The sequence below is a fragment of the Collinsella sp. LCP21S3_A3 genome, from assembly GCF_052118905.1.
GTDB lineage: Bacteria > Actinomycetota > Coriobacteriia > Coriobacteriales > Coriobacteriaceae > Collinsella.
Window position 1 is genome coordinate 205,895 of sequence record NZ_JBQKGH010000001.1, and the last position, 17,229, is coordinate 223,123.

General features: G+C 60.6%; 15 protein-coding genes, 1 tRNA gene and 1 riboswitch. Of the genes, 13 read left to right on the top strand and 3 right to left on the bottom strand.

Annotation, left to right across the window (positions count from 1 at the left end):
- The first annotated feature begins 295 nt into the window (after positions 1–295).
- A riboswitch (FMN riboswitch) is annotated at positions 296–488 on the top strand.
- 5 nt (positions 489–493) lie between these two features.
- From ACTQ0H_RS00910 to ACTQ0H_RS00950, 9 genes are all read left to right on the top strand, one after another.
- Positions 494–1,084, top strand: a complete 591-nt coding sequence (locus ACTQ0H_RS00910; RefSeq protein WP_441042574.1) for an ECF transporter S component — start codon at positions 494–496, stop codon at positions 1,082–1,084.
- On the top strand, positions 1,081–2,985 hold the full coding sequence (locus ACTQ0H_RS00915; protein ID WP_441547695.1) for an energy-coupling factor transporter ATPase: 1,905 nt from the start codon (positions 1,081–1,083) through the stop codon (positions 2,983–2,985). The genes ACTQ0H_RS00910 and ACTQ0H_RS00915 overlap by 4 nt, the downstream gene beginning before the upstream one ends.
- Positions 2,985–3,785, top strand: a complete 801-nt coding sequence (locus ACTQ0H_RS00920) for an energy-coupling factor transporter transmembrane component T family protein (protein ID WP_441535954.1) — start codon at positions 2,985–2,987, stop codon at positions 3,783–3,785. Before ACTQ0H_RS00915 ends, ACTQ0H_RS00920 begins: the two co-directional genes overlap by 1 nt.
- A 30-nt stretch (positions 3,786–3,815) precedes the next feature.
- On the top strand, positions 3,816–4,262 hold the full coding sequence (locus ACTQ0H_RS00925; protein WP_441063642.1) for a pyridoxamine 5'-phosphate oxidase family protein: 447 nt from the start codon (positions 3,816–3,818) through the stop codon (positions 4,260–4,262).
- A gap of 54 nt (positions 4,263–4,316) precedes the next feature.
- Complete coding sequence (locus tag ACTQ0H_RS00930) at positions 4,317–4,727, top strand: pyridoxamine 5'-phosphate oxidase family protein (RefSeq protein ID WP_427718303.1); 411 nt, start codon at positions 4,317–4,319, stop codon at positions 4,725–4,727.
- Between the two features lie 263 nt (positions 4,728–4,990).
- A complete protein-coding gene (argC, locus tag ACTQ0H_RS00935) occupies positions 4,991–6,061 on the top strand; it encodes an N-acetyl-gamma-glutamyl-phosphate reductase (RefSeq protein ID WP_427795080.1) in 1,071 nt (356 codons plus the stop codon).
- Between the two features lie 134 nt (positions 6,062–6,195).
- Entirely contained in the window at positions 6,196–7,464 is a 1,269-nt protein-coding gene (gene argJ, locus ACTQ0H_RS00940; protein WP_441535955.1) for a bifunctional glutamate N-acetyltransferase/amino-acid acetyltransferase ArgJ, read from the top strand.
- Between the two features lie 81 nt (positions 7,465–7,545).
- Positions 7,546–8,526, top strand: coding sequence for an acetylglutamate kinase (argB, locus tag ACTQ0H_RS00945; protein WP_441535956.1), 981 nt, complete (start codon positions 7,546–7,548; stop codon positions 8,524–8,526).
- Positions 8,527–8,594: 68 nt separating this feature from the next.
- On the top strand, positions 8,595–9,878 hold the full coding sequence (locus tag ACTQ0H_RS00950; protein WP_441538169.1) for an aminotransferase class III-fold pyridoxal phosphate-dependent enzyme: 1,284 nt from the start codon (positions 8,595–8,597) through the stop codon (positions 9,876–9,878).
- A 348-nt stretch (positions 9,879–10,226) separates the two neighbouring features.
- Here ACTQ0H_RS00950 and ACTQ0H_RS00955 read toward each other — a convergent pair.
- The 3 genes from ACTQ0H_RS00955 to ACTQ0H_RS00965 form a co-directional block, all read right to left on the bottom strand.
- Positions 10,227–10,302 (bottom strand) — tRNA-Val (locus tag ACTQ0H_RS00955).
- 57 nt (positions 10,303–10,359) lie between these two features.
- Positions 10,360–12,228 carry an asparagine synthase (glutamine-hydrolyzing) gene (asnB, locus tag ACTQ0H_RS00960; protein WP_441538167.1) on the bottom strand — a complete coding sequence of 623 codons (1,869 nt, stop codon included), beginning with the start codon at positions 12,226–12,228 and terminating at the stop codon, positions 10,360–10,362.
- Between the two features lie 203 nt (positions 12,229–12,431).
- Complete coding sequence (locus ACTQ0H_RS00965; RefSeq protein ID WP_441538165.1) at positions 12,432–12,647, bottom strand: hypothetical protein; 216 nt, start codon at positions 12,645–12,647, stop codon at positions 12,432–12,434.
- A 202-nt stretch (positions 12,648–12,849) separates the two neighbouring features.
- Here ACTQ0H_RS00965 and ACTQ0H_RS00970 point away from each other — a divergent pair, with 202 nt between their 5' ends.
- The 4 genes from ACTQ0H_RS00970 (at position 12,850) to rph (ending at position 17,126) form a co-directional block, all read left to right on the top strand.
- On the top strand, positions 12,850–14,367 hold the full coding sequence (locus tag ACTQ0H_RS00970) for a Mur ligase family protein (RefSeq protein WP_441538163.1): 1,518 nt from the start codon (positions 12,850–12,852) through the stop codon (positions 14,365–14,367).
- A 130-nt stretch (positions 14,368–14,497) separates the two neighbouring features.
- A complete protein-coding gene (locus ACTQ0H_RS00975; RefSeq protein ID WP_441538161.1) occupies positions 14,498–15,409 on the top strand; it encodes an HAD family hydrolase in 912 nt (303 codons plus the stop codon).
- A gap of 53 nt (positions 15,410–15,462) precedes the next feature.
- Positions 15,463–16,347 carry a glutamate racemase gene (murI, locus tag ACTQ0H_RS00980; protein ID WP_117769301.1) on the top strand — a complete coding sequence of 295 codons (885 nt, stop codon included), beginning with the start codon at positions 15,463–15,465 and terminating at the stop codon, positions 16,345–16,347.
- A gap of 53 nt (positions 16,348–16,400) precedes the next feature.
- The gene (gene rph, locus ACTQ0H_RS00985; RefSeq protein ID WP_117799672.1) at positions 16,401–17,126 is read left to right on the top strand and encodes a ribonuclease PH; all 726 of its coding nucleotides are present in this window, start codon (positions 16,401–16,403) and stop codon (positions 17,124–17,126) included.
- Positions 17,127–17,229 lie beyond the last annotated feature (103 nt).

Sequence of the window (17,229 nt, forward strand, 5' to 3'; positions counted from 1 at the left end):
GCAAAGAGGCTCCGCATCGCGCTTTGCGCTGCGGAGCCTCTTTGCGTCCTGCGGAATGTTCCGGAGAGAAACCCCGTCACGCCCCCGGATCCCCTGCGTTTACGGCCTTGAAGTCGGCGGGCGGAGAAGGACGTGGTTGTTGGGGATACGTATCCCGGACGCTGTTTCGCGGCTTTGCCGCGAAAAGCGCGTTACTTTGGGGAGGGTGGGGAACGTGGTTGTTGCGGCAACTGATCCCCACCATAAATTACCCTTGACATACTTGCGCGAATACCTGCTCGTGCTACACTTCCAATTGCTGTTTCAGGGCGGGGTGAAATTCCCCACTGGCGGTAAATCGGACGGTGCCAGAGGGGCGCCGTGGCGCAGGCGAGGTACCTGCGTCCGAGCCGATGAGTCCGCGACCCGTGCGTGCGTTGGTTCGCATGTCGGCTGAACTGGTGAAATCCCAGTACCAACGGTTAGAGTCCGGATGAAAGAGGCAGGTGATCTTATGTCTGAACAGTCGCAGCATATCCATTTTGAGAACACGAATAGGTGGAGCACCAAACAGCTCGTTACCATGGCGCTGATGTGCGCCTTGGGCGCCCTGTTTATGTACGTGCAGCTGCCCATCCTTCCTTCGGCGCCGTTTTTGACCTACGACCCGTCGCTGGTGCCGGCGATGGTGTGCGGTTTTGCGTATGGTCCCGGCACCGGTACTGCTGTTGCCGCTATGGCTATCGTTATTCACGCGCTCACCACGGGTGACTGGGTCGGTGCGCTTATGAACCTGGTTGCCACGCTGGGCTACATTCTGCCCGCGGCTATCGTCTACCAGAAGATGCATACCTATAAGGGTGCCGTGATTGGCCTGGTGTTCGGCGTCATTGCCGCTACGGCGCTGTCTATGGTCGCAAACCTTACCATTGGCGTATGGTTCTGGTATGGCTCGGTCGATGCGATCGCTCCGCTCATGGTTCCTGCCGTGCTGCCGTTCAACCTTATCAAGACCGTGCTCAACTCGGTGCTCACGCTTGCAGTGTACAAGGCGGTCTCCAACCTCATCACGCCTAAAAAGAACCAGGTCAAAGGCCGCGCATGATTGATTGTCGAGGCGTTTCCTTTAGCTATGACGGTGTCACGCCGGCGCTCGACGGTATCGATCTGAACATCGAGGATGGCGAGTTTTTCTGCATCCTCGGCGGCAATGGGTCGGGCAAGTCGACGTTTGCCAAGCATCTGAATGCGCTGCTGCAGCCCGATGCAGGAACGGTGCGTATCAACGGCATGGATGCATCCGATCCCGAGTTGGTCTACGACATTCGTTCGACCGCGGGCATGGTATTCCAGAATCCCGATGATCAGCTGGTGGCAACGCTTGTCGAAGATGACGTTGCGTTTGGTCCCGAAAACCTTGGCGTGCCATCGGCGCAAATTGCGCAGCGCGTACGCGAGGCGCTGAAGGGTGTGGGCCTGGTGGGCTTTGAGCGCCGCGAGACCCATGCACTTTCGGGCGGCCAAAAGCAGCGCGTGGCGCTTGCCGGCGTGCTCGCCATGGAACCGCGCGTGCTCATATTGGACGAGGCTTCCTCGATGCTCGATCCGCGTGGACGTAAGGGTCTCATGAAGGTTTGCCGCTCGTTGCACGATCGCGGCATGACCATCGTGATGATTACGCACGTTATGGAAGAGGCCGCCGAGGCCGATCGTGTCGCGGTGTTTCGGGCGGGGCGCGTTGCCATGCTCGGTGCGCCCGAGGAGATTCTGACGCGGGCGGACGAACTTGCCCAGCTCAACCTGGATATGCCGGCGTCGTGCTGTCTAGGTAGGGCACTCCGCGCGAAGGGCGTACCCGTTTGCGCGCAGGTGCGTGAGGCGGATATGGTCGCCGAGATTGCACAGGTTTATGCTGAGCGGAGCGGGGCGGACGTCGCTGGGCGGCCCTCCGCATCCGATTCTCGTGTGCTTGACCATGCATCCTCTGCAGCCGACGGGATGGTCGCGTCGGAACCCGTCATCGAGATTTCGCACCTCTCGCATAGTTACTCGCTGAGCGCCCGCGAGCGCCGCCGATGGCGCAAGCGCTCGACCACTGTGGGCGCATCGGGCAAACAGGCTCTTTGGGGCAACGATCCAAACAGCCCCTGGGCGCTACGTGATGTTTCGCTGACGGTGCGTCGCGGCGAGTTTCTGGGCCTGGCGGGTCATACCGGCTCGGGTAAATCAACGCTGGTTCAGCATCTCAACGGGCTGATTCGTCCACAGGAGGGGAGCGTTTGCGCACTGGGGCTCGACCTATCAAGCAAGAAAGGCGCCGCCGCGGTTAAGGCCAAGGTCGGCGTGGTGTTTCAGTATCCCGAGCGCCAGCTATTTGCCGAGACCGTGGCGCAGGACGTGGCGTTTGGCCCGCGCAACCTTGGCCTGCCGCAAGACGAGGTTGTTCGCCGTGTCACAACATCGCTTGCGCGCGTGGGCCTCGACCTTGCCGCGATAGGCGACAAGAGCCCCTTTGAGCTTTCGGGCGGTCAGCAGCGCCGCGTGGCGTTTGCCGGCGTGCTCGCCATGGAGCCCGAGGTCCTGGTGCTCGACGAGCCCATGGCGGGGCTCGATCCGGCTGCGCGCAGGGATTTCCTGGAGCTCATCGATCGGCTCCATCGTGAGGGCCTGACCGTTGTCATGGTTTCGCACAGCATGGATGACCTGGCAAATTGTTGTGACCGTATCGTTGTGATGAACGAGGGCGCGGTGTTTGCCGATGGAACGCCCGCACAGGTTTTTGCGCACGCGAACGAGCTCAAATCGATCGGTTTGGGCGTTCCCGCTGCGCAGCGCATGGCATTGTCGCTCGTGCAAGCCGGTGTGCCGCTCCGCTGCGACAAGCTTTATACGGTTGAGTCGCTGGCCGACGAGCTGTCCGGCATGCTGCTAGGCTGCGCGGACGGACCTTTGAGGGCGTCGCGTCAGGCTGGTTTCAAGATGGCCACGCAAGAGGAGGGCTGCTAATGGAGGCATTCTCATTTGGCAGCTACTATCCGGGGGAAAGCGCAGTGCATCGCCTGGATCCGCGCACTAAGTTGCTCCTAGGTTTCGCATTTCTGATCACTGCGCTCACCGTCGGCAGCTTCCGCGGGCTGGTTCCGGTCGAAATTTTTGTCGTGCTGGTCTATGTCGCGGCCCGGGTTCCGTTGCGTCGGGTCCTATCGTCGATGGCACCACTGCTGGCGATTGTCGTGGTGGTCGCGGTGCTCAACCTGTTTTCCGATCAGAGTGGCCGCATTTTGTGGCAGTTTGGCTTTTTGCAGGTGAGCGAGGGCTCGCTGCGTTCTGCGACGTTTATGGCGTGTCGTCTGACGATGATGATGGCCGGCATGAGCGCCATTACGCTCACCACGCCGACGCTCGACCTCACCGCGGGTTTTGAGCGCCTGCTCGCACCATTCGCGCGCGTGGGGCTTCCGGCGCACGAGCTCGGCATGATTATGGGTATCGCACTGCGGTTTATGCCACAATTTGCCACCGAGATGAAACAGACGGCCGATGCACAGGCAAGCCGTGGCGCGCGCGTGACGGGCGGTCCGCTCGGTGGCGTGCGCATGCTCGGCAGTGTGGCGATTCCGCTGTTTACTGGCGTGTTCCGTCATGCCGAGACGCTTTCGGCCGCCATGGATGCGCGCTGCTATCACGGCGAGCGGGGACGCACGCGTCTGCATGCGCTTACGTTTGGCCGCGGGGATGCACTGGCCGCGGTGGCGATGGCGCTGCTGGTGGCATGCGTTGTCGTTATCAATCTTCAACTCGTCTAAGCTCGATTCGAGCGCAAGAAAGGGGTCTCTATGACCGACATCGATCGCACGGCTCAGCTCGAACGCGTCTGCTCGTATCTCAGGCGCATTCCGGCGTGGTATCTTGCCACGACCGATGCAAACGACGGGCATCAGCCCCGCGTGAGGCCGTTTTCGTTTGCCATGGTCGATAACGACAAGCTGTGGTTTTGCACGTCGCGCGACAAGGACGTGTGGGCGGAGTTGAGCAAGAATCCCAAGTTTGAGGTGTCGGGCTGGAAGCCGGGGGAGTGCTGGATCGTGTTAACTGGCGAGGCCGCACTCGAGGACGATGCATTCGTGAGTGACAAGGTGCGCCAGACGGGCTTTAAGCACATGGTGGGCATTGGCGAGCAACACGATAGTGCCAACGATGACCGCCTTGCGTTCTTCTCGGTCCGCAACATCGCCGCGCGGTTCTGCGATATCGACGGCAGCGAAGAGCTCCTCGAGCTTTAATTTCCCAAATTGGCTGCCCATTCCAAAAAGACTGGTCAGATGACAGGAGGAAACGTGGACGGATTGAATACGGTGCTGGAGTATCTGACGTCGGTGCCGGCGTGGTACCTAGCGACGAGCGTGGACGGGCAGCCGCATGTGCGTCCGTTCTCGTTTGCGCAGATTCAGGACGGCAAACTGTGGTTTGTAACGGCGCGCACCAAAGATGTGTGGCAAGAGCTGCTGCAAAACCAGCGCTTTGAGGCCACGAGTTGGTGGCCGGGCCATGGTTGGTTGATCCTGCGCGGACGTGCGGGTCTGGACGACCGGGCTTCGGATGAAATGCGCGAGGCCGGGTGGAAGCATCTTGAGCGCTTGAGCGAGCACTATGAGGGGCCTAACGATCCCACGCTTGTCTTCTTTAGCGTCGAGGACCCCGAGGCTTTTATCTGCAATCACGACGAATGGGTTCCGGTCGAGCTCTAGGCTGCTCTGGGCGACCCTTAAGTTTGGTATTCCGTATAAGGTGGGCTCCGCATTGGCCAGCAGTATGATGCGCTGCGGCTAATGCAGAGCTCGCTTATTTTTTGTCAATTCTTTCAAGCGAATGTGTCGGGTATGCTTCAATGCATGAAGACACAAATTATTTGCGTAAATATGCATTCTCGGGTGCTAAAGTTTCAACCTACCTCATAACGACGGCTGCGGAATGCGCAACGACGCATAAGACCGCAGACAAGGAGTCCGATATGTCTTTAAAGGTTGGAATCGTCGGCGCGGCTGGATATGCCGGCGCCGAGCTTATTCGCCTCGTGCTCGGCCATCCCGAGTTTGAACTTGTTGCCATTACGTCCAACGCCGATGCCGGCCAGCTGCTGTCCGCGGTGTATCCGAGCTTTGCTGGCGTGAGCGATCTGGTTTTCACCACGCATGACGCCCCTGAACTCAAGAGCTGCGATGCGGTATTTCTCGCCGTGCCGCACACGGCTGCCATGGCACAGGTGCCCGCTCTGCTTGCGTCGGGTGTCTCTTGCTTTGATCTTTCGGCCGATTACCGTCTGAGCGACGCGTCCGTCTTTGAGACATGGTATGCCGCCGAGCACACGAGCCCCGAGTTGCTTAAAACACGTGCCTTCGGTCTGCCCGAGTTGTTCTGCCAGGACTTAGAGACCGCTGCATCCGACCACGCCGACGGCAAGCCCGTACTGGTCGCCTGCGCCGGTTGCTATCCCACCGCAACGAGTCTTGCTGCCGCGCCTGCCGTGCGTGCGGGCTGGGTGGCCCAGAGCGGCCCCGTAGTCGTCGACGCCATCAGTGGCGTGACGGGTGCCGGTAAGTCGTGCAACACCCGCACCCATTTTTGCAGCGCGGACGAGAATCTGGAGGCCTATGGCGTAGGAAAACATCGCCATACGCCAGAAATCGAGCAAATTCTGGGCCTTACCGATCGCGTCGTCTTTACTCCGCACCTGGCACCGCTCAAGCGCGGCCTGCTCTCTACGGTGACGCTGCCGCTCGCAACGCAGGCTCTCGAAGCGCTGACTCTTGAGGATGCCGTCGACCATTACAAGAAGTTCTACGCCGGTCGTACCTTTGTGCGCGTGCTCGATGCCGGCCAGCAGCCCAAGACGGCTTCGGTTGTCGGTACCAATGCCGCCCAGATCGGCCTTGCGCTCAACAAGCGTGCGGGCGTGCTGGTGGCGACGGGCGCCATCGACAATTTGTGCAAGGGCGCTGCGGGCCAGGCGGTCCAGTGCGCCAACATCGTCTTTGGTTTTGACGAGCGACGAGGCTTGCCCACAGTGGCGTGCCCGGTGTAGCACATTCGATTATTAACGATTTGGTAGTCGGGTATCGAGTTTGGCGCCACTTTTAAGCTGGTCTCATGATTGTGGCTGGCATGGCGCACCAACCGATGCCCATTTTTTGTTTGACATAAGGAGTCGTAAAGACGATGAATGCTGAGCAGTTCGATATCAAGATTCGTGCCGTAGAGGGCGGCGTAACGGCGGCAGCCGGCTTTAAGGCGGCGGGCATCCATGCCGGATTCCGCAAGAATCCCGAGCGCCTGGATTACGCGCTCGTTGTGCCCGATAAACCCTGTCCCGGGGCCGGCGTGTTTACGACTAACCGCTTTTGTGCGGCGCCCGTGCAGGTGAGCCGTGCCAACCTGGGCGGTACGGACAAGGGCTATGGCATCATCGCCGGTGTTTCAATCAACTCCGGCAACGCGAACGCCGCCACGGGCGAGACCGGCCTTGCCTGTGCGCGTGAGACGTGCAATATCGCCTCGCAGGTCATTGGCTGTGAACCCCAACAGATTTTAGTTGCCTCCACGGGCGTGATCGGACAGATTCTGCCGATCGACACGTTTGAGACGGCAATTCCGTCCGCCTACGAGGCACTCTCTGCCCATGGCGGCGCCGATGCAGCCCGTGCCATCATGACGACCGATACGCATTCCAAGGAGTATGCCGTTCGCTACAGCAGCGAGGCCGCGGGGCACGCAGGCAATACCTATACGGTGGGCGGCATGTGCAAGGGATCGGGCATGATCATGCCCAATATGGCCACCATGATCGCGGTCATTACTACCGATGCCCCCGTCGAGTCGGCGGCGCTCCACACCCTACTGCTCTCGACCGTTAAACAGACCTTTAATAAAGTGACGGTCGATTCCGATACCTCGACCAACGACACCTGTATCATGCTGGCTTCTGGCGCTGCCGCCGCGGATGCCGAGGCCATCGTCGAGGGCACTGACGCCTTTGACGAGCTGGCCTTTGCCGTGCACGAGGTGTGCGAGAGCCTGGCGCGTAACATCGCGGCCGATGGCGAGGGTGCGTCAAAGCTCGTGACGGTTAACGTCACCGGCGCCGCCAACGACGAGGAAGCCGATATCGCCGCCCGCGCCGTCGCCAACTCGCCGCTCGTCAAGACCTGCATCGCTGGCCACGACTGCAATTGGGGTCGCGTTGCCATGGCGCTCGGCAAGTGCGGCGTAAAGTTTAATCAGGAAGACGTTTCCATCGACATGATGGGCATGCCCGTCTGCCGCGATGGCCTGACTGTTCCTTTTGACGAGGACGAGGCCCTGCGACGTTTTGAGGCGCCCGAGATCGTGATTTCGGCCGACCTGGGCGCAGGCGACGCGGCAACGACCGTGTGGACCTGTGACCTCACGCACGAGTACATCTCAATCAATGGTGACTACCGCTCCTAGACTCCAGGCACGCTGCGCATCTCGCCGCGATTGCGGGCAGCGGAGCACAGCGCGATAACGATACGAAAGACGAGGCAGATTATGAAATTCGCACGCGATTGTCGTTCGAGCGAATCCAACGAAGCAACTGCGCAGCTGCTGTTCGAAGCGCTGCCGTGGATTAAAAACCTGACCGGCAAGACGGTCGTTATCAAGTATGGCGGGGCCGCCATGGTAGACGAGCAACTGCGTCGCGACGTGATGAGCGACATCGTTTTGCTCAAGATTATCGGCATGCGCCCCGTCATCGTGCATGGCGGCGGTAAAGCCATCAACGAGGCGCTGAGCCATTACGATATGCCCGTCGAGTTTAAGAACGGCCAGCGCGTGACCACGCCGGCGACCATGGATATCGTGCGCGAGGTGCTGGGCGGCAAGGTTAACCAAGAGCTGGTGGCGGCAATCAACCACCACGGTAACTTGGCCGTGGGCGTATCGGGCAGCGACGCCGGCACGCTCATCGCCGAGCCGCTCGACCCCGAGCTCGGACGCGTGGGCAAAGTGACGCATGTCAACACCGACTACATCGAGAACTTGCTCGATAGCGAGTATATTCCCGTCATCGCTACCGTCGCGGCGGGGGAGGACGGTGGCTTCTTCAATATCAACGCCGACACCGCCGCCGGTGCCGTTGCGGCGGCGCTCCACGCGCACAAGGCGATCTTTTTGACCGACGTCGACGGCCTGTACAAGGACTTTAGCGATAAAGACTCGCTCATCTCCAACCTAACGCTCGACGAGGTTAATGAGATGCTCTACGCCGGCGAGGTCGATAAGGGCATGATTCCCAAACTGCGCGCAGCCGTCGATGCGCTTGTCGGCGGCGTATTTCGCGCTCACATCATTAACGGTACCACGCCGCATTCGCTGCTCCTGGAGCTGCTGACCGATGCCGGCGTCGGCACCGTGATCCACTCTACCGAGACGGCCTACGAATTTGATACGCACCCGCACCCGCTTTCGACCTTTGCGGCGCGCCTGACCGAGAACCTCGACGAGGTCGAGAAGCTCCAGACGGTCTAGCTGGTTAGAAATCGTCACACCGTTACACCCACAGTCCGCGCCACCTGGCGCTTAACGAAAGGCATCTCATGTCACTTGCAGCTCAACAATCGCTCGAATCCCACTACGTTATGCAAACCTTTGGCCGCTCGCCGGTCGAGTTTGTCGAGGGCCACGGCATGAAGCTCACCGGCGACGACGGTCGCGAATATCTCGACTTTCTTGCAGGTATTGGCGTATGCAGCCTAGGCCACGGCAACCCGGCGGTGCTCTCGGCGCTCGAGGCCCAGGCCAAGAAGCTCCTTCATGTCTCCAACTACTTCTACATTGAGCAGCGCGGCCAGGTCGCGGCGTTGCTGTCCAAGCTCGCCAACGACGATGCGGACGGTGCGCGCGTGCTTGCCGACGCGATTGCCGCTGGCGACGAGACCACGGCGGCGGCGCTTGGCGCTCCGGCTGCGGGCGAGCAGGTGTGGGAGACGTTCTTTGCCAATTCCGGTGCCGAGGCCAACGAGGGCTCTATGAAGCTCGCGCGTCTGTATGCCAAACGTGCCGGCAACGGTGGCAACACCATCGTGTGTATGCGCGGCGGATTTCATGGTCGTACGCTCGAGACCATTGCGGCGACCATGCAGGATTGGCTGCAGGACAGTTTCCGCCCGCTGCCGGGTGGCTTTGTGGCATGCACACCCAACGATGTAGATGAACTGCACGCAATCTTTAAGCAGTTGGGAAGCGAGATTTGCGCTGTGATGCTCGAGCCGATCCAGGGCGAAAGCGGTGTGCATCCCATGACTGAGGAGTTTATGGCTGCGGCGCGCGACTTGGCACACGAGGTGGGTGCCGTGCTGATCGCCGACGAGGTCCAGTGTGGTATTTTCCGCTCCGGCAAGCCGTTTGCGTTCCAGACTTATGGTGTGGAGCCCGATATCATGAGTCTTGCCAAGGGCATCGCCGACGGCGTGCCCATGGGTGCCGTGGTGGCAAAGAAAGAAATCGCTGACATCTTTAAGTCCGGCGACCATGGTTCGACCTTCGGCGGCAGCTGCTTGGCCATCGCGGCGTGTGCCGCGACGCTCTCCGCGCTTGTGCGCGGTGACTACGCAGACCATGCCGCCAAGGTGGGTGCCTATATGGAGGCAAGGCTCGCCAAGCTGCCGCATGTTACCGAGGTGCGTGGTCGCGGCCTAATGCTCGGCTGCGATTTGGACGATGCTGCGGGTGATGCGCACGACGTTGTGGCTCGCGCATTGGTGGCTGGTACCGTGATTAACGCTACAGGTGCACATACACTGCGCTTCTTGCCGCCGCTCGTGTGCGAGGAAGCCGATGTGGACAGCCTAATCGAGATCCTGGCGGGTGTTTTAGCTTAGCGCCATCAGGCATAGCAGTTTGAAGCGGGTTCCAGACCGTCACGTGCCGTTTGGCGCACGATTGGGCAAACTGGAGCCCGTTTTGCTATCGATTTACCATGGCTGGGATAGGCCGTGTGCAAACAAAAACGGTCCCCTTGCGAGGACCGTTTCCAATTCAGTGGTGGGCGATGAGGGATGTCCGCGTGCGGCTGGCGCCGCCCGCTTCCGCTTCGTCGCTCCGCTCCTCGCGTGCTGCGCTGGAAAACGCTTCGCGTTTCCTCAGCTCCGCACCCTTGCGGGTTCGAATCCCTCTGCACTGGGCCCAAAAGGGAAAGGCCCCCATCGCTGGGAGCCTTTTCAATCAAGTGGTGGGCGATGAGGGATTCGAACCCCCAGCCTTGTGCGTGTAAAGCACCTGCGCTAACCGTTGCGCCAATCGCCCGCGGGAATTGAGTATAGCGGAAACCCTGCGGGGTTCACCGCTAATTCATAACGAAATCTAAGCGGCGACTTCGGTGCCCTTGTTCTCGTCGATAAAGAAGCGCTTGTACCAAATGAGGAACGTCAGCGTGGTGTAGATCTTGCGCTGGTTGAGCGCGCGGCCCTCAAAGTGATCGTCGAGCAGCTTCATGAGCGCATCGGTGTCAAAGAAATCGGCAGCCCACGGTGCGGTGAAGTACTCCTTGACGTAGTCGTAGTATTTCTGCTCGCGCAGCCAGAACTTAACTGGCACCGGGAAGCCAACCTTCTTGCGTGTTGCCCACTCATCGGGCAGCGTGCGATTGGCGGCGTGGCGCAGGACAAGTTTGCAGCCCTCTTCGTTGACACGGTAGTTGGCGGGAATATGCTCGGCGAACTCCATGACCTTTTTGTCCAGGAACGGAACGCGGAGCTCCAGGGAGTGTGCCATGCACATCTTGTCTGCCTTGAGCAGGATGTCGCCCGGAAGCCACATGTTCATATCCAGGTATTGCTTCTTAGAGAGCTCGCAGCAGTCGGGGACCTGCTTGTAGTACTCTGCGCACATTTCGGAGGCGTTCTTGCCGGTGTCGTAAGCTGGCTTGAGAACCTCGTCAACCTCGGACGGGTCGAACACCTTTGCCTGGCCCACGTACCAGCGCTCGGGGACCTCGGCGCACTTGGTCAGGAAGTTGTGACCCTTAAAGTAGGGGAGATGCTGAACGAGCGAGCCCAGGGCACGGCGCACGCCGAGCGGCACGCGCTTCTTGAAGGATCGCATCTCGGGGGTGTCCTCGTACCACTCGTAGCCGGCAAACAGCTCGTCGGCGCCCTCGCCCGAAAGGACGACGGTAACTTCCTCGGCGGCCATCTGTGCCAGATAGTACAGCGGCACGCTGGAGAGGTTCGATTGTGGCTCGTCCATGTGGTACTGGATATCGGGTAGCGCGTCGAAGAACTCGTCGGCGGTGATCATCTTGCGCACGTTCTTAATGCCAAGCTTGTCGGAAAGCTCGGCGGCGTAGTTGGTCTCGTTGAAGTTCTTGTAGTCAAAGCCGACGGAATACGTGGTGTCGGGCATGAGGCAGGCGGCAATGTAGCTGGAGTCGACGCCGCCGGAGAGGAACGAGCCAACTTTAACATCGGCGATGCGGTGCGCGGCAACGCTCTCGTGCACGACCTTGTCGCACTCGTTCACGTACTCCTCGAAGCTCTTGGAGTTGTCATCGGTAAAGTCGCAGCTCCAGTAGCGCTTGATGTCCATAGTGTTGGTCGTAAGGTCGTACGTAAAGCAATGCGCGGGGGCAAGCTTGAACACGCCCTTAAAGAACGTCTCCTCCGTGGCAGGGAACTGCAGCGTGAGGTAGGGACGCAGCGCGTCGCGGTTGACGGCCTTCTCAAACTTGGGGTGGTCCAGGAAGCTCTTGATCTCGGAGCCAAACAGCAGCGAGCCGTCGGAGGCCCGGTAGTAATAGAACGGCTTGATGCCAAAGATGTCACGGGCGCCGAAGAGCTTGTTCCTGTTCTGGTCGTGAATCACGAACGCATACATGCCGCGCAGGCGGTTGACCAGGTCCTCGCCCCACGCCTCGTAGCCGTGCACCAGGACCTCGGTGTCGGCGTTGCAGTGGAAGACGTAGCCGGCAGCCTCGAGCTCGGCGCGAAGCTCCTGGAAGTTGTAGATCTCGCCGTTGAAGACGATGGTGACCTTGCCGTCATCGCTCGACATGGGCTGAGCGCCAGCCTCGGAAAGGTCGAGAATCGAAAGACGGCGGAAGCCGAGGGCGACGTTATCGACGATGTGCTGGCCACCCATATCCGGCCCGCGATGGATGATGCGATTCATCATGGCCGTGAGAACCAGCTCACTCTGTTCATCTGTACCGGTAAAACCGACAAAACCGCACATGCAAGATCCTTTCTGCTGACGGCTTAGGTGCGCTGCCGCAAGGTTTGCAGCAGTCGATATCAATCAATCCTTACTATCATGCCAATCTTTTGCTTCGTGATGGGGCATAAGCGCCGAGGGGACCGAAAAACCACGGCCCGCACGTTGGGTGAAGCGGCGGGCCGTGACTGCGACGATTGCTGTGTGCGAGAGCGCGAGAGGGGCTAGCGCCTGCCGCGCTTGGCAAGGCGGTGCTCTACCTTGGCGACGACGTGGATGAGCGGAATCGTCACAACCAGATAGTAGGGTGCGGCGCAAATGTAGGATGTGATGTTGCCCGTGGTGGCCGTGAGGTTTTTGGAGAACAGCATGAGTTCCATGACGCCGACACTCGAAAACAGCGACGTGTCCTTGTAGAGCATGACAAACTCACTGGTCATCCCTGCATCACGCGCATTTGTAGGGCGGGGGTTTTGTTATTTCGAATTAACCGTGCGCTGGTCCTTGCAAGTTTTTAGGGTGCTGAGACACTCGCAAGGTCAGGTGGCATATTAGGATGGTTGATAATACAGGGGCGCGGCCGGATTCATCTGGGACGGTTTTTGCTCTTTTAAGGTTAGGTTTAGCGAGAAAGGTCGTTATATGTCGGGTACGACGAAGGAGAAGCTGGCTTTGATGCGCTATGTGGAGCTGCTCGAGGCCGAGGCCCTTGTTGTTTCCAAGCCGGATACTCTTTGCGACCAGCGCATCGAGTTTGCGACCGACGACTCGCGCCAGGTACGTCCGGGCACATTGTTTGTCTGCAAGGGCCGTGCGTTCAAGCCCGAGTATCTGGTCTCGGCGATTGCCGAAGGCGCCGTGGCGTACGTGTCCGAGGTCGATTACGACGTCGATATTCCCGCTGTGATCGTCAACGATATCCGCCGTACGCTCGCTGTGGTGGCGGACGCCTATTACGGTCATCCCTCGGGGAAGGTGAAGGTCTGCGCTTTTACGGGCACCAAGGGCAAGTCGACCTGCAGCTTTTATCTGCGTGGCATTCTTGCCAACGAGGCTAAGCTCACGGGCCGTCATCGACCAGCCCTCAACACGGGTATCGAGTTCGATGACGGTATCGAGGCCGGTCCTTCTAAGCTAACGACCCCCGAGTCCTTCCTTTTGCAGTCGCGTATCGCACATGCCGCCGAGGCGGGCGTTCCGTGGCTGGTCATGGAGGCGTCGAGCCAGGGCCTCAAATACGAGCGTACGGGCAAGATTGACTTTGAAGTGGGCGCCTTTACCAATATCGGTGAGGACCATATCTCGCCGATCGAGCACCCCACGCTCGAGGATTACTTTGCCAGCAAGCTCAAGATTTTTTCGCAGAGCCGCTTTGCCGTGGTCAACCTCGATATGGACCACGTCGACCGCGTGCTCGAGGCGGCGTCCCGCTGCGAGCGCACGGTGACGTTCTCGCTGACCGATGGACGCGCCGACGTGCGTGCGTTGGCCATTCGCAACGGCGATTGCGGCGTGATCGCCACGGTCCGCACGCCGCGCTTTACGCGTGACATCGTGATCCCCACGCCCGTCAAGTTCAACGTGTCCAATGCGCTTGCCGCGATTGCCTGCGCCGAGGCCCTCGGCATTTCCGAAGAGGGCATCGTCCATGGCTTTGAGGGCGTCTTTGTTCCCGGTCGCATGGAGCTCTATCCGTCTGCATCGGGCAAGATTTTGGGCGTCGTTGACTATGCGCACAACGGCATGAGCCTCGAGACGCTTTTGCGCGACCTGCGCGAGAACTATCCCGAGCGCGAGCTGGCGGTTGTCTTTGGTGCAACGGGAGGCAAGGGTGTCGATCGCCGTACTACGATGGGTATCGCTGCCGGCAAGTACGCCGATCGCATCGTGATTACCGAGGATGACCCGGGCCCCGAGGACGTCGAGGACATCTGCGCCGAGATCGCGCGCAATGTCCAGGCGCAGGGAAACGATAGCTGGCAGATCGTGTGCGACCGTGCCGCCGCTATCGAGACGGCGGTGCGCGAGACCGACCGCTCCGCTGTGGTTATCGTGACCGGCAAGGGCGAGGAGGAGTGCATGCTGCGCAAGAACGGACCCGAGCCCTGCGAGCGTGATGGCTCGGTTCTCAAGCGCATCCTTGCGGCGTACGACGCCTAAGCGCTGCTGCCTTTAGGATGGCGTTTGCGAATCATCGACGCCCGATGATGCGGTGCCTCTCAAGCGTGTTCACCTTAGGGAAAACGCGGTACCAAGATTAAGTCTTTTCTACGTAATAAATGGAGTGACCATGTCCCACAACACCCTGCCGACCGTTGCCGAGCTTTCGGGCGAGATGCGCGAGCGCCTTGCCAAGGTCAAGTATGTCTTTACCGATCTGGACGCCACGATGCTCGCGCCCGGCTCGTGCGTGCTGCGCGACAACGACGGCAATCCCTCGACCAAGCTCGTCGAGGCCGTCGTGGCGCTTGCCCGCGCTGGCATCCAGGTAATTCCCACCTCGGGTCGCAACCGCACCATGATCCACGAAGATGCCCGCGTGCTCGGCCTCAACTCCTACATTGGCGAGATGGGTGGCCTGGTCATGTACGACCTCAAGGCCAACGACTGGGAGTATCTGACCGGCGACATGCCTTACGACCCCGCCTGCGGCCTTACGCCGCACCAGGTGATTGAGCAGACCGGCGTGTGCGAGAAGATTCTCGCTCGCTGGCCGCACAAGATCGAGTATCACAACGACATGTCGACTGGCTATAAGTACCGCGAGGTCACCGTCGGCATGCGCGGCGATATTCCCGATGAGGAGGCGCAGGCCATCCTCGACGAGGCCGGCTGCGGTCTGGTCTGGGCCTGCAACGGCCACTTGACTCATCTGTCCAAGCCGACGACCCTCGAGCTCGATCGCGTCGAGGACGGTCGTGCCTTTAACATCAATCCGTCGGGTCTCGACAAGGGCGTGGCGGTCGCGCGTTTCTGCGAGCATCTGGGCATCGAGCGCGACGAGACGCTGGCACTCGGCGATTCCGAGTCTGATTTCTACATGGCCGACCACGTGGGCACGTTCTGCCTGGTTGAGAACGGTCTGACCAGCGCCGGCGCGTCCGAGTTTCTTGCGTCCTGCGATAACGCCTTTGTCACGCGTGGCAGGATCGTTGACGGCTGGGCGGCGACGGCGGAGCTGCTCGTCGCGGCCCGTTCATAGCGCAGTGCCGTTACGCTTGGCCATATCTTTTCGAGAGAGAATCTGGTGAGGTAATGTCCGATATCGAGAATCTGGCCGGTGATACGCGCCCCATCGGCGTGTTCGACTCGGGCCTGGGCGGCTTGACGGTTGCGCGCGCGATTGCGACGGCGCTTCCGCACGAGTCCGTCTACTACTTTGGCGATACCAAGCGCTGCCCTTACGGCACCCGCACCGAGGACGAGGTGCGCTCGTTTGCGCTACAGGCGGGGCGCTGGCTTTCGAGACACGACGTCAAGATCATGGTCATCGCCTGCAATACGGCGACGGCAGCGGCGCTTCGCCTGGCTCAGCAGGTGCTCGATGTCCCCGTGATTGGCGTAATCGCGCCGGGCGCGCGTGCCGCCATCAACAGCACCCGCACGCGCCGTGTGGGCGTGCTCGCCACCAACCTCACCATCCGCTCGGGCGCCTACACGCGCGCCATCCAGGACTTGGATGCCGGCGTGGACGTGTATGGCTGCCCTGCTTCGAGCTTTGTCGAGGTTGTCGAGCACGAGCTCGCCTCGGGCGCGCATCTGCAGGAGCAGTGGCTCGAGAACGAGGATATTTTTGATACGCCAGCTGTTCGCGCGCTGGTCAACGCCACAGTCGAGCCACTGCACGATCGTGGCATCGATACCGTGGTGCTCGGCTGTACGCACTTTCCGCTGCTGGTGGGCCCCATCCGTCATGCGTTGGGGCCCGGGGTGCGCGTGGTGAGCTCCGCCGAGGAGACCACTCGCGAGCTGACCGATATCCTCACGCGCCGTGAGCAGCTGGCGGGCAACACCGCCGAGCCGCAGCATCGCTTTGCCACCACGTCCGACAACATTGCCGAGTTTGCGGTGGCGGGCAGCTTTATCTTTGGCCAGCCGCTCAAAAGCATCGAGCATGTCGATATCGACGAACTCGGTTAGGCACGCAATGTCGCCGGAGTCTTCGCCACATCTTTTGCCGAAAGGATAGTTCCATGGAATATATGCAGGTCAACCGCGCTAACGGCCGCGCCGCAAACGAGCTGCGTCCCGTTAAGCTCACCCGCGGCGTCATGAAGCACGCCCACGGCTCGTGCCTGGCAGAGTTTGGCGACACGCGCGTGCTGTGCGCCGCCACCATCGAGGAGGGCGTTCCGGGCTGGCGCAAGGGCGCTAAGGCCGGTTGGGTAACGGCGGAATATGCGATGCTGCCGGCGTCGACCGGCAAGCGCTGCAAGCGCGAACATGCCAACCGCAAGGGCCGTTCCATGGAGATCGAGCGCTTGATCGGCCGCAGCCTGCGCACCGTCGTCAATATGAAGGCGCTCGGCGAGTACACCGTTACCGTTGACTGCGATGTGATCCAGGCCGATGGCGGCACGCGTACGGCGAGCATCACCGGCGCCTGGGTGGCGCTGCACGACGCCCTTGCCATGTGGGTCGAGGCGGGCAAGCTCGAGCGCATTCCGCTTACCGGTCAGGTTGCCGCTATTTCCATGGGCGTCGTCGACGGCAACACCCTGCTCGACTTGGATTATTCCGAGGACAGCCACGCCGAGGTCGACATGAACCTCGTCGCCACCGACTCTGGCGAGATGATCGAGCTCCAGGGTACCGGCGAGCAGGCGCCCTTCGACCGCAAGCGTCTCAACGCCCTGCTCGATCTGGGCGACAAGGGCATCGCCGAGCTCATCGAGCTTCAGCGTCAAGCCCTCGCCTAACCTGCCAAAAGGTGATGTTGATTTTGGCAGGTTTAATCTGCGAAAACGCCGAAGTATAAGACTGCCGTTGATTGAGAGGGGAGAGGCCGAGGCCCTCGTCGTC